This window comes from Colwellia sp. KS18-150, assembly GCF_057551365.1.
The window spans coordinates 99012-112922 of the sequence record NZ_BAAJMC010000005.1 but is presented as its reverse complement, the minus strand read 5'-3'; the positions used below and the strand labels follow the sequence as shown (position 1 = coordinate 112922).

Here is a 13911-nt window from a genome sequence, read left to right as displayed (position 1 = left end):
CATGACTAATAACCGAATAAAAAATGCAATTTTATCTTTCACCATGCTGCCTTTATCCGCTGCTTTACTTATATCGTGCGCGAGTAATAACGTAGATAAACAAGCCTCAACAACGGCTAACACTAATCAAACAGTTCCCGCCGATAAATTTGATTTGTCACATTGGAAAATGAACGTTCCCGTTGATTTAGACAATAATGGTAAGATTGATGAAATAAGCGTTAAAAAAATGCAAAGTTATTCACATCCAGATTTCTTTTACCTTGATGAAAATGGCGGTATGGTTTTTACTGCACCGAACAAAGCTATTACAACGGCTAATTCAAGCAATACACGTAGCGAGTTACGCCAAATGTTACGTGGCTCTAGTACTCGCATTAAAACTAGTCACCCTGGTAATAACTTTGTCATCGCAGCACACCCATTCTCACAGCGTTTTGCTTCAGTCGGCGGAAAAATGAACGCCACGTTAAAAGTTGATCATGTTGCCCTTAGAGCAAAAAACACCACTAAACCTGCTGCCTATTCAGTTGTTGTCGGCCAAATTCACGCAGGTAAAGATAAAGCGCTAATGGCAAAAGGCATAGATTTTGGCTGGGGAAATGAGCCTATTAAAATCTATTATAAAAAATGGCCAAATCACGATAAAGGCTCAGTGTTTTGGAATTATGAAAGAAATTTAGCGAAGGATAACCCTGACAGAACGGATATCACTTATCCTGTTTGGGGAAATATTTGGACAGACGCTACAGAGCCTGGCGAAAAAGGTATCGCACTCGGTGAAGAGTTTAGTTATGAAATTAACTTACATGAAAACACCATGTACTTAACGTTTAGCGCACCTGGAAAACCAACTGTTAACTATTCTATAAATTTATCCAATAACGTTGACGCGTATGGTAAAGCGGATAATAAAGACAATAAATTTGGTTATATCGGCGACTGGATGTACTTTAAAGCCGGTGCTTATAATCAATGTAGTACTAAAGATGCGCCGGGAATTTGGTACGCTGCCTGTTTAGGTACTGGTGACTGGAAAACCGATAAAGCGAATGGTGATTATACGCAAGTTACCTTTAGCAACTTGGTACTTAGCCCTAGCTCAGCACCTAAGACTCAATAATTTTAGCAAAATTTAAAAATACAAAAAGGCACTTGGTGATCACCAAATGCCTTTTTAATCTCATTTTAACCTGTTTTTAAAAATACCATTCAACTGCTAATTGAGTATGATCATCATTACGTAGTGTAAAAGCAGTATCTAACGTTTCTGAGCTTTGTAATAAACGTACATCTAAACTCACTTTAAAACTGTCACCAAAGCGTCGACTCGCTTCAAGTAAGAAGCTACTAGCACTGTGATCTAAATCACTGCCAATCCCCATCAAAACTTCAGTACTTTGCATATCATTTAAGGCTAATCGTGCGCCAAAAAACACATCATTTTGATAAAGGGAGCCAGACTTGCCAAACTCCACAGTATTTAAATCAACGACACCACGAGAATCCCAAGCATATTCAGTGAGTAAACCTAAATCATAATTCGACTCAAACACACCAATAAAGCTATATTCGAAACCCGCTTGCGTAGCAACAAAGCTTTCATAACTGGTATCCCTATAGATACTTTCAAACTTCCATAACCAGTCACCAAGTGTGGCCTGTATATCAAGCCCTAACTGGTCCATTTGATTATAGTATTGCTGAAGTCCTAAAGTATCACCTTGCATAACCGGCGTTAATATAGGATCACGGTTGGTGCCGTGAAACCAGTAACTGCCAATGTCAAAATCACCTAAACTGTGAGACCAACGCAGTGCAAAATCTAAATGCTGTTGACCTGCTGAAGACTCATAGTTAACGTTATTTTTATCAACGACTAATGGGCCTCGTAACCGCCCTTCTTCACTGGCAAAGGTACGCTCGCGAAAACCCGGTAATAAAAATACATCAACAATGCCCCAATCATTAACCAAAGATAAATTAACCATTTGTTGGCCTAATTTATCTTCACCATCAAAATCTTCTACGCCGTCAGTTTGATTAATGACATCAACAAGGTGTTGAAATTCAGTGACTCCCCAGAACTCTTTGCGAATACCTAATCTGATTTCCCAATCATCAGCGGCGTGAACATACGCCAACTCTCTAATATCAGCATGTTGACGATTATCGTCTTGACTGTCTGCGCGATAAAATGGCGTAAAAATAATGCTATCAAAGCCATCATTCCAACTCCAATACAATTCTGGCTCAAGCACAACCGACGTTTGTCCATGATCAAATTGCTGTTCATATTGTGCGTCTTTAAAAAAGTACCTTTGCTCTAGTGCAACTTTACCCGAGAAATCAAATTCAGCGGCAAAAGCTGTACTGGCACAAAGAGCCGTCAGCACAGTAAAGTGCTTCACGGCTTTAACGCTAGATAACCTCGTTTTTTTACCAGACATTTATCGAGCTCTTTTCAATGAGTTACGATTGAAATCAGAATCTTTCAAACCGGTTTTAAATTGATAATTGCTCCATTGAAGTTCGGTGCTTTTACCATTTTGGTGATTCACCATATGCTGAACATTCGCACGCCAATGTTTATCAAGGTATTGTTCATACTCAGTAAATGATAACGTTTTTAATAAAGTATTTTTTCGATCATAAAAGTCAACTTTTTGCACGCGATATTCATCTTTGTCGTACCAAACCACGCGTTTTGTATAACCCGAATTCTCATCAACTGGGTGTTGCTCCACTTTAAAACTCAATAGGCCATGAACCTCTTCATCTGCCAGATATTTGTAGCTGTATTTTTCAACTTCAAACGAGCTTAAATCTTCAAATGCAAATTCAGAGCCCATAAATGGCCCTGATTTATTACGAGAAGAGATACGTTTAACCCGTTTTAATGCCGGTAAAAATAACCATTGGTCGTCTGCTGCCACAGGATGTGAAAAACTTAAAAATGCCGTGCCTTTTACATCCCTTGGTTTATTAAAAATGGTTAAACTTTTGTCGCCATCATCCGCTATTTCCAGCGATTTAATTTTTATCGAACGACTACTTTCTTGGCCATGCTTATTACGAAGTAACATCACCATATCGGCTGTACTATCTTCCCAACCTAAATCCCTTTTTTTCACTTCTAAAGAAATACTTAAGCCTTTTTGCTCAGCATCAGTTAGCGCCAAAGCTCCTTGACTGATTAGAGATAGCCCTATAGCAGTAAGGGATACCAGTATCGATTTTCTATTAAACATAATATTGTCCATTGTCTTTAAATTAAGGTTACTTTAGCTAATTAAGCAGTGACTGATTGTTCGCTAGTGTTAAGCGATTTTAACGCCTGCTTTTTTGATTTACGCTTATCAATAGCCATGAGTAATGGCGGTAAGAAGATAAAATCAACAATCAGAGCGATAAAAATAGTGGCTGCGGTTAATTGCCCTGTCTCAGCATTCATCCTAAACGATGATTGCGCTAATACACTAAATCCGGCAACTAACACAAAGGTTGTGATCCAAAGCGCGCGCCCAACATTATCAAAGGCATAATGTACAGCTTCTTCAGTACTGGCACCTTTTTCACGTTTGGCATGCAGATACTTACTTAAAAAATGTACGGTATCATCAACTACAATGCCTAATGTCATGCCAATAACTACAGACAGGCCTAATCCAACTTGTCCGCTATACAAGCCCCAGACACCAAATGCCATTGCGGCTGGTATCAAGTTAGGAAGTAAACTGATCAGACCAAAACGAACACTTTTTAGCGCAATACCAAGCAATATTGAAATAAGAACTAAGGCAAAAGTTGTCCCGATGAGCATACTAGTAATATTACGTTGACCAATATGCGCAAACATTAAACTTGGGCTAGCAAAGTCAACCTCATATTGTGGTGCATGCTCTACAAACCAAGCACGCATGTCTTGCTCAATATTAATCAATTCATTACTGGTCATGTTCTTAAATGTGGCCACAACGCGAGATGAAGATTTATCAACATCTAATTGGTTATTTAAATCTAAGCCATAAGGTAAAGACATTTCATAAAGCAATAAGTACTGCGCTGACAACTCTTGGCTGTCAGGTAATTTATACCAAGCAGGATCATCACCATGCATATTCTTATTTAAGCGCTTTAAGGTATCGGTAATGGTATTTACATGATCCGTTTCAGCGCGCTGGCGCAACCAATCGGTAAAATCTGAAACTGTGTTTAAATATTGAGGATCGTTGATACCACTGCTAACACCGGTTTTCACTGAGATCTCAACCGACATCATGCCAGAGAGGTTTTCTTGCATGTAATCTGTTGCCGCGCGGTAAGGGACTGTTTCATCGAAATATTTGACAAAGTCATCGTTTAATTCATTTTTAGGAATAAAAGCGGCTGTGGCTAGAATGATAACACTCGTCAATATAAGTAATGTACGACGCTTACGAATGACAAAATCCGCAAGCTTAGCCATGCTATCTTTTTTGTTTTCTGCTTGTGCTTTAATTCGAACTGGTAATACCGTTAATAAGGCAGGGAAAATAGTAACAGAGAAGAAAAAGGCCAGCATGACTCCCATTGCCACTAGATTACCTAAATCTCTAAATGGTGGTGAGTCAGAGAAGTTCATACTTAAAAAACCGATAGCGGTAGTAACACTGGTGAGCAAAATCGGTTGAAAATTAATCTTAATGCTACGCGCAATAGCAGTACGTTTATCAGCACCTTGACGCATTTCATAAAACATCGAGGTTAAAATGTGAATACAATCAGCAACCGCTAAAGTGAGTATCATGGTTGGTGCTGAGGCAGAAGGCCCTGTTAAATAAAAACCTAACCAACCGGCAAGTCCCATGGTTGTAACAATACTGATGATAATAATAAGCACTGTCGCGATTGTGCCAGTGATGGTACGAAGTAATAAACCAATAGCAACAATAACCACTAAAAACATCAGTGGAATTAAGGTGGCGTTGTCATCTAATGCTGATTCTGTGAATGAGGTATTCATCATAATCATGCCAGATAAATACACTTCGGTATCAGGGTATTCTGCGAGGAATTTCGCTTTAATTGCTCTGACGCTTTCCGCTACTTGCGGCGTTTCAGTCAGAGGCGCAATGCCAGGTAATTGCACAGTAACGTTAACCACTGAAACATGACCGGTACTAGAAATGATCTTGTTAACTAACAAGGGTTCATTAATGGCAATGTTTCTGATCTTATCAAGTGCGGCTATGGATAGGTTACTGGTATTCATCACCAAATCTTCAACAATCATGTCATCCTCTTCCGCATAGGTATATTGGAAGTTAGTGACTGAATCAACACGGGTTGAAAAAGGGACCTGCCAGCTTTCTTTCGTTAATGACTTTAACGCGTTTAAATGCGCTTTTGTAAAAACATCACCATCTTTAGGTACCACAACAAAAGCAACATTATCTGTTTTGTTATAGATATTCTGCATTGATTCAAAAGCGGTTAATTGTGGGTTTTCTTTACCAAAAAATACCCGGTAATCATTTTTGAACACCAGATTTTGAGCGCCTGATGCCGCAATAACAACAAAGGTAATACACGCAAGTATTACCCATATTGGATATTTTGCGACGAAATTATAGAGTTTATCTCTCATGATTATTTCCTTATGTTTTCTTTATAGATGACGAACCGTCATTAAGTTTTTTAAAAAAATACGGAGGGATTCCGCATTTTTATAGTATTTTTTCAACAAGTTAAGGTTAGAAATTCAAATCTCTACCCTTGTCTTTAATTAGCTTGAGTTCATTTGGGAAAACTTGTTCAAGCACTCCTTTTAATTCACTACAGTGCAGTTTGTCTTTTGTTAGCGGCTTCCATTGCAAGCCATCAAATAACAAATTGCTTTGGTTAAATAACTCTCGTTCAACAATTAGATTAGTGCGTCCGCTACATTCTTCTACTTCACCAGAAAGTAATGTAATAGTGCCAAAGGCCATTGACCAATTGGCAAAACACAATTGCTGAATATCCATGTAGGCTGGCAGGATTAAGCTTTTATCCTTTATGGCAGATTCAACAATGCCATGTATCGCTCCTAACAGCTTTATTTCTAACTGCTCTTGCTCTTTTAACCGCTCTTCACTGGACTTTCCAGAAACATTCGGCGCTTTACCACATATAGCCGTTTGAAAAAGTTCAGGATTAATAATGGCGTACAATAAATAAGAAAAATTTAATAGCAACATACGCTCACGCGCACAGCCTTCAAATTGAAAAGCTCGCCAAAAGAAATCGGCTAACAACATAATCGCTTGATTACTAATCGCTAACAGTAAATCCTCTTTACCCGCAAAATGTTTATACACAGTCCCTTTTGAGAAAGGCACTTGAGCAACCACTTTATCCATTGTTAGATGTTCGATACCCTGCTGACCAATCAGCTTAATAGCCGCATCAATAATTTGCTGCTCTCTATCTTGTAAATCTGTTTTTTCTAATTTTCTAGGTGTCATAAGTTACTTCAGTAATTATCAGTGACGAAACGTCACTGACGATTCGTCAATAATAAAAGATTAAGAAAAAAGATCAAGAAAAATGTAACTCAATTGTATAAAAGAGTTACTACAGAAATGTGAATGTCAGTATTTAGTTGAAGTATTTGCAAGGCGAAAAATGATAAACAACCGCCTATCTATTGAGTTAAGAAAAATTACTATCTATTGATTTTACTAGAGAAATAATACCAAACTTATACAATACTTGCATATAATGTATGGCTTGACCTTGTGTCAAACTTTTGGATTTTTGTTGTAATAACAATATTTCAGGTATGGTAAAAGCCGCTGAATTTGATGCCAGTCGGTCAAAAATAGTAATTAAATTGACTGGAAATCTATGTATTTCATTATTGAAAGAGACTAATAACATATCTTGAAATTCAATATAGCGAAACGGAGGAGACGAAATAAGAAATAATTGCTTAGGTGTAATATCAGGTATGGACCTTACTTTTGTACGATTACCCGTATAAGATGCGCGTGTTAATGAGCTTAACCAAGGTTCAACGAGTGCATCGCTACTGCTTATATCCCGTTTTACTAATTCATGAAATTCATTGAGGCGTTCTTGTACGTACGTTGAAACCGTCTTCGGCACACTACCTTGAATTTTTTCGACTGTAGCTGGCGGACCACCTCGCCACTGAGGGCTTGAGTCGGCGAAATGCTTAAGTATTGGCATAAGGTGATCAAGGTAATTCTGAGGCGAAAAAGAGAGATTAAGAGCCAGAGAATACCCGACTCCACGAGCGCAGTGCCAAGCACCAGCAGGTAAACAAAGCATGTCTCCCTGCTTTAAAACAACTTCCCGAAAATCCATATCTGCGGGTAGCTTTCCAACTTCACTAGTTGTTTTTCCCTCTTGATAAATGGCATTTGTTTTAGGCCACTGCTTCGCTGATTCAGTGGAATATTTCCATCGTTTCTCCCCAGCGATCTGAATACTTGTAGCAACTCTAGCATCATAATGCATGGGGAAACCTGAGCCATCAGCCGAAACATAACAATTGATACCTACTGTACCGGTAAAGTTAAGTTGCGCACAAATTGCTAGTGCCCATTTCGCAAGAAACGGATCAGACATTTGGATATTTGAAATACAAATTGTTCCGCCGCTATTTAGCACCTCGATTGCTTGACTACTATTTACTTCTGTCACCTCTTTTAGGCTTCCGGTGTCTTCTCCTTGGGTAAATGACGCCTTGATATTATAGTTTTTATTGGTAAGGCTATCACCACGTATAAGGGCTTGATTTAACTTTCCCCAACTAAAAATTTGATTAAACTTTTGAGGTGAGCCTTCAACATTCAAAGAGACTTTCGAAAAATACGAATTAATAAACTTTTCACGGGAAATAGGATTTATAAGGGCATCAAGCTCACGCCCATCTACAGCATCAAGCGTAGGAGGCTCTTCGTTAGCGGCATTATCAAGTAAAGTGCGGAAGTCTATTCTCTGCATAGTTTTCTACTATTGTTAGTATCAGGATTATTTTCTTAATATTTATAACAAATATCAACTAATTAGGCCATAAGAAAACGAGCAAATACATTATTATTAAGTTATCAGAACAGCTAAAAAAAGGCACTTTATACTACAAGTGCCTTTCTATATTTAGGTTTTGATAAACAATATAAATTACATTGTTATGTGAATATTATTCAAAACATTAGAACTCATACTGTAGTGCTATTTCAAAGCGAGTACCTTTGGTTTGGCTTTGAAATAAAGTATCTTCAAACTCCAATGCTTTATCTTCACCTAGCATATTCTGTACTTTAAACGTTAACGTTGAAGAATATGTTGGGTAATAGGTATAAACCAAATCTAATGAGTGGAATGGTTGCTCGTAAGTATCATCCTTGTCGTCGATACCTGGCACGATAATTCGCTCACCAAAAACATTATATGCCATGGTTGCACTGTGATTACCATTGGGAGCATCCCAACCAAGGTTAAAGTTAACTACGTATTCTGAATGCCCAGTCATACGACGTGTCGGGTTAGTGATACTGGTAGAAACACCTGTTTGCTCAACAACACGCTGAGTATCGATATTAATTTCAGAATCACTTAATGTGACGTTACCTGATAAGAAGAAGTCTTCACCGATACCACCTAAGAAAGTGAAATCTTTAAGAAACTCCATTTCAATACCGTACACATATCCATCTTCAGCATTCGCAATACGAATAAGTGGCGGACCATCTTGAGAAGGTGATTGTACCGCTTCAATCGGCTGGTCCATATCTTTATAGAACAAGCCAACAGATAAGTTTTCACCGGTTTCAAGGTACCATTCCCAACGTAAATCATAGTTAAGAATATCGGTACTTTCTACACCTGGCGTACCACCTATTGGATAACCTGTTAATGGGTCAATATAGGTTGCAGGTGCTACTTCACGTAAATCTGGGCGAATAGTCGTTTGACCGACTGACGCTCTAAATTGCATTTCCTCATTAAGTACATAAGTTAATGCTAAGGCGCCAAAAAGATCATCTTCTTTAAAGGTTAAATTCTCTAAATCTTCTTCTGTTGGCTCAGCCGGTAAATCAAATTTACCTGTCGCAGGGTCAAGTGGTGCAACAACTTGTCTGAAGTCTTCCCAACGCAAGCCTCCGGTTAAGCGCCATTTATTATCGAAGAAGAAATCAGCTTCAAAATAATAAGCATCTATCATTTGTCCCGAGTAATAATCATCACCTTCAACCGAGGTATCACGCATGATCAATTCATTAGAACGAAGATCATGATTTAACATAACATCATCAGTTAAGATGTTATTTAACTGATGACCGGTTAAATCTAACTCATCAAACGCCAAGGTATTTATATCAATTCGACGAGCAAAAGCTTCACGAGATTTAGTAATAAAGTTACCACCAAATTTCAGCTCTATCTCCGTGGTATCTACCGTAAACGGCAATGACATGTTATAGCCATAGTTTTCAACTTCATCATCTAGATTTTGAAAAGTATAACGTGTCGCCGTATTGGCATTTCTTAATGAGCTTTCATTAATATAATCAAAAATGCCATCTTCAGGTTGTCCATTAGAGCCATCGGCAATAATGTAACGTGTTTCAATATTACCGGGCGCATAACGATTTGAGCGAGAATCAGAGTAGAACCAATCAACCCCTAATCCCCACCAATCATTTAGATTGTGAGTACCACGTATTTGGTTGGTGATCATTTCACGCTCTTCGTAAATCACTTCAGTATCACGAACACGTAAACCATCAGTAATAGTGACGTTATTGGTATTACCACGTTTATCACTAATTTCATCACGGGTATCATGTAAAATAAGTGAGGTGAAATCAATTCGGTGATCACGGCGATACTCAACACCCACACTCATCATGCCTGAAAAGCGCACTGAGTGCTCTGTGGTTTCTACATCATCAAAACCACGTACAAGTGACCATTGACCTTCAGAGCCTTGCGTAAAGTCCTGACCTTCATAACCTTCAGATACTTCCCACTTATTATCGTAAGATACAGCGGATAAAAAACCTAAGCGATAATCATCAAAATCAAACTTATTCCCTAAGGTTACATCAAAGCCTGTATTTGGGTTGATGCTCTCTTTGACAGGATCATAATCACGATTTAACTGTGCAGCCACTAAACGGTTGTCTTCTTGACTCATGTCATTAATTGGCGTGTAGCTATTCCATAGCTGTTGTAAATCAGCTGGCGCTTCACGTGTGCCATCATCAATGCCATACCAATCATCATCGCCGCCATTATAAGTTAGGCCATCGTCAAAGTTGTTAGTATTGGCACCGAGTTTACCTTTAACTTTAAAAACAAAATCAGACGGGATGGTTTTTAAGCGAACATCAACATTACCACCAGCAAAATGCGCAGGCATACTCGGTGAATAAGATTTTTGTACTGAAAGTGATTCGATAATACTTGATGGAAATAAATCTAATGGAATAACAGTTCGTGTCGGATCTGGACTTGGAACTGCGGCGCCATTTAATTGGGTGCTAGAGAAGCGCTCCCCTAAGCCACGTACATAGATAAATTTACCATCAACTAAGGTAATACCTGTTACACGGCGAAGTGCTGCTGCCGCATCTGAATCACCTGTTCGAGAAATTTGCTCTGCGCCTAGGATGTCGGCAACGAAGGCTTGGTTTTTACGCTCTTGCATTACAGCACTGGCTGTACCTTTTAAGCGACTCGCCTTCACCACTACTTCTTCCATGGCTTGACTGTCATCTTCTTGCGCTATCACTTGCCCTGTTGTTGACATAATGGCAACGGTCAGTGTTGATAAGGCGAAAGATTTGAACTTAGTATTCATTATAAACCTCATGAATTCGATGTTTGAACATGAATACCAACTTCACATAGTTATGAAGTTGGTATGAAATGCTGTAGTAGTTAAAGTAAAAGCAACTACAGCACTCTGTTTAGGTAGACTAGTCGTCTAAACCTACAGTCCAACCAGCAGTCCAGTCATTGTCTGAGCTTACCGCACCAATGTGATCAGCATTGTCGAAGAATGCATCACCAGAGAAGTCTTTCGACGTAGTAGTATCTATAGTGAAAATGCCGTCTAATACTGCGTCCATGTCAGCGGCAGTGCTGTTATCAGCATTTTGGTTTAATACCCAATCTTCAAGGTCATTTAACGCTACGTCATCACTGGTATCATCAGTATCTTGGTCAGCTTTTGCGTTTTTGAAGTTTTCACTACAAGCAAATACTGAGTTAGAAATAACCGTTTCGCCCGCTTCTGCTTGATCAACGGTTACTGAAGACGTTGCACCACCTTCTAATTCGAAACATTCGCCAGCCGCATTAGTCACAACAAAGTTATGTAGTTGCGCTTTAGTGCCTTCGCGTAAGTAGATACCCTCAGAGTCTTTATCTGCAGTATCAAAAGTGTTGCCTATGATAGTCATGTTCGCGATCGTTGGGTTAGATTGTGGTTGCTTATTCGGGGTAGTTCCGTCGTTATCCGCTTCGATACCACGGTTAGCTTGACCATTTTCTGGATCATGCTTCACTAATACATATTGCATGTTACCGCGGTAACCATTATCCCAATCAACACTGTCATCTTGGTTTGATGTTAAAACAGCATATTTCACATTCACTGTACCACCAAAAAATTCAATGCCATCATCAGCATTTTCGTGAACCTGAATATATTCAACCGTAGTACCTGAGCCAACTGCGCCGAAAGTAATACCGTTTAATTCATTATCAGTAGAGATTTCATAACCGGCATGCTTAACAACAACATAACGTAAAGTACCTGAGCTATCTGAATCATCAGTACCACCAAATACGGCACCTTCTTGAACACCTTCAACTTGCAGAGCACAATCACTACCGTCTGATGGACACTTGTTTGATTGAGCATTACCAAGTAGAACAATTCCGCCCCATTGGCCATGACCTGTTGTTTCACCTGCTATATCTTCACTTGAGGTGAACGTAATAGGCTTAGTTGCCGTGCCGTTAGCTTGAATTTGTGAGTCACGGCTTACTACTAAGTAATCTTCACCTGAGCGACCAAAAACTTTAGTACCCGCTTCAATGGTTAATGTGGCACTATCCGCTTTATCATTACCGACAAATACCGCACCATCTAGCGCATATAAGTTATTAGCTGTTAAGGTTAAGTCCGTTGTAATCGTACCTGAAATTTCACACGTTGTTGTTGCGCCATCGGCTGGAGTAATTGAACTAGTGCCTTCTGGACAACCTTCAACTTCAACTTCAGCAGTGACGATACCGCCACCAAAACCAAATGCCCAACCATCACGCCAGTCGTTGTCACCGTCTAAAGCACCAATATAGTCAACGGTATCGAACCAAGCATCCTGCGTTGTCGCAACATCTTGACCTGCATCAGCAGCAATAAGTGGTGAGTTAGCGCCCGGAACACCTATTTCATCAATTTGGATTGACGTAGAAACACTGTTTGATGATTCAGCTAGGAACCACTCTTCTAGGTCTAATAAGACTGAATCGTCAGCAGCTTTAGCATTTTTGAAATTTTCACCATTTGCACAAGCCATGATTGAGTTTTGGATAACAATTTTATCGCTGTTGGCGTTATCAACTGTTACTGATGAAGTCTCACCACCTTCAAACTCTAAACACTCACCCATTTCACTAGGGCCGGTAACTACTGTATTGAATATTTTAGCGGCAGTACCTTCACGAAGGTAGATACCTTCTGAGTCTTTATCTGCGGTATCAAAGTTATTACCAATAATAGTCATGTTAGCGATTGTAGGGTTAGATTGTGGCTCTTTATCAGGCGTTGTACCATCGTTATCAGCTTCAATTGCGCGGTTTGCTTCACCCGCATTGCTCGCATGTTCAATGTATACGTGCTGTAACATGCCTTTAAAGCCGTTATCCCAATCAACGCTATCATCTTGGTTGCCAGTTAACACTAAGTGCTTAACATTGACCGCACCACCGAAAAACTCAACACCATCATCTGCATTGGCATGAACTTGGATATAATCAACGGTTGTACCTGAGCCAACACCGCCGAACGTGATACCGTTTAATTCATTATCAGTAGAAATTTCATAACCGGCATACTTAACAACAACGTACTTTAATGTACCTGAATCATCTTCCCAGTCTGTGCCACCAAAAACAGCACCTTCTTCTACACCTTCCACTTGAATAGCACAGTCACTACCATCTGTCGGACACTTATTTGATGGTGCATTACCTAAGAGAACCACACCACCCCATTGGCCTGCTGCGGTTTCTTCACCAACAACATCTTGTAAAGAGGTCAAGATAATTGGCTTAGATGCACTACCTTCAGCCATGATTTTCGCATCACGATGAATAACTAAATAATCTCCACCTGATTGACCAAATAAAATTGCGCCAGGCTCAATCGTTAACACAACATCATCAGCACCACGTGCTTGTTTGTTAGCAGACGTTGCTCCGCCGACTTCTAAACCGCCACTGATGGCATACATTACCGGCTTGCCAGTAGAGTCATTGGCAACTAGTGTGGTATTTTCTGAAATTTGAGTATCTAGCACTTGTACCTGAACATCAAAACCCATTGCTGTAGATACTTGTGTACTTAACGTAGAGTTAGCTTTACCTGCTAATGTTGTATCTGTCGTTGGTGTGCCGCTATCACCTTCATTAATGATAGTGGTATCGCCTACTGAATTATCGACTGCAGATTCAAGGTTGATGTCGCCACCACAGGCAGCAAGACCAAGTGATAAAGCGGTAACAATAGCTACGTTCGTTGCACTTTGCTTAAATAACTTATTCAATTTCATGTTGTTTCTCTCCGAAGAGTTGATTGTTTTAATATAGGGATTAAGTAAATTGCCCGACATGCTACAAGAG

Annotated in this window: 8 protein-coding genes; 1 reads left to right on the top strand and 7 read right to left on the bottom strand. The window is 39.4% G+C overall.

Features of this window, described 5'->3' with window-relative positions; translation table 11 throughout:
* Window position 1 precedes the first annotated feature (1 nt).
* A complete protein-coding gene (locus AC27IF_RS09265) occupies window positions 2–1123 on the top strand; it encodes a polysaccharide lyase family 7 protein (protein ID WP_487053865.1) in 1122 nt (373 codons plus the stop codon).
* A 76-nt stretch (window positions 1124–1199) separates the two neighbouring features.
* On the opposite strand, the gene AC27IF_RS09260 is transcribed toward AC27IF_RS09265, so the two are convergent.
* The 7 genes from AC27IF_RS09260 to AC27IF_RS09230 form a co-directional block, all read right to left on the bottom strand.
* Window positions 1200–2450: a hypothetical protein gene (locus tag AC27IF_RS09260; RefSeq protein ID WP_487053864.1), complete on the bottom strand. Its 1251-nt coding sequence runs from the start codon at window positions 2448–2450 to the stop codon at window positions 1200–1202.
* Window positions 2451–3251: an outer membrane lipoprotein-sorting protein gene (locus AC27IF_RS09255; RefSeq protein ID WP_487053862.1), complete on the bottom strand. Its 801-nt coding sequence runs from the start codon at window positions 3249–3251 to the stop codon at window positions 2451–2453.
* 41 nt (window positions 3252–3292) lie between these two features.
* Entirely contained in the window at window positions 3293–5629 is a 2337-nt protein-coding gene (locus AC27IF_RS09250; RefSeq protein ID WP_487053861.1) for an efflux RND transporter permease subunit, read from the bottom strand.
* Window positions 5630–5735: 106 nt separating this feature from the next.
* Window positions 5736–6488 carry a TetR/AcrR family transcriptional regulator gene (locus AC27IF_RS09245; protein ID WP_487053860.1) on the bottom strand — a complete coding sequence of 251 codons (753 nt, stop codon included), beginning with the start codon at window positions 6486–6488 and terminating at the stop codon, window positions 5736–5738.
* A gap of 187 nt (window positions 6489–6675) precedes the next feature.
* Window positions 6676–7995: a JmjC domain-containing protein gene (locus AC27IF_RS09240; protein ID WP_487053859.1), complete on the bottom strand. Its 1320-nt coding sequence runs from the start codon at window positions 7993–7995 to the stop codon at window positions 6676–6678.
* Window positions 7996–8203: 208 nt separating this feature from the next.
* The gene (locus AC27IF_RS09235) at window positions 8204–10858 is read right to left on the bottom strand and encodes a TonB-dependent receptor domain-containing protein (RefSeq protein ID WP_487053858.1); all 2655 of its coding nucleotides are present in this window, start codon (window positions 10856–10858) and stop codon (window positions 8204–8206) included.
* Window positions 10859–10976: 118 nt separating this feature from the next.
* On the bottom strand, window positions 10977–13841 hold the full coding sequence (locus tag AC27IF_RS09230; RefSeq protein WP_487053857.1) for a hypothetical protein: 2865 nt from the start codon (window positions 13839–13841) through the stop codon (window positions 10977–10979).
* Window positions 13842–13911: the final 70 nt, after the last annotated feature.

What these genes read in the sequence shown, in the direction of transcription:
- AC27IF_RS09240 (WP_487053859.1), bottom strand. Translation starts at nt 7,995, where the DNA reads ATGCAGAGAATAGACTTCCGCACTTTACTTGATAATGCCGCTAACGAA.
- AC27IF_RS09265 (WP_487053865.1), top strand. Translation starts at nt 2, where the DNA reads ATGACTAATAACCGAATAAAAAATGCAATTTTATCTTTCACCATGCTG.
- AC27IF_RS09260 (WP_487053864.1), bottom strand. Translation starts at nt 2,450, where the DNA reads ATGTCTGGTAAAAAAACGAGGTTATCTAGCGTTAAAGCCGTGAAGCAC.
- AC27IF_RS09230 (WP_487053857.1), bottom strand. Translation starts at nt 13,841, where the DNA reads ATGAAATTGAATAAGTTATTTAAGCAAAGTGCAACGAACGTAGCTATT.
- AC27IF_RS09250 (WP_487053861.1), bottom strand. Translation starts at nt 5,629, where the DNA reads ATGAGAGATAAACTCTATAATTTCGTCGCAAAATATCCAATATGGGTA.
- AC27IF_RS09235 (WP_487053858.1), bottom strand. Translation starts at nt 10,858, where the DNA reads ATGAATACTAAGTTCAAATCTTTCGCCTTATCAACACTGACCGTTGCC.
- AC27IF_RS09245 (WP_487053860.1), bottom strand. Translation starts at nt 6,488, where the DNA reads ATGACACCTAGAAAATTAGAAAAAACAGATTTACAAGATAGAGAGCAG.
- AC27IF_RS09255 (WP_487053862.1), bottom strand. Translation starts at nt 3,251, where the DNA reads ATGTTTAATAGAAAATCGATACTGGTATCCCTTACTGCTATAGGGCTA.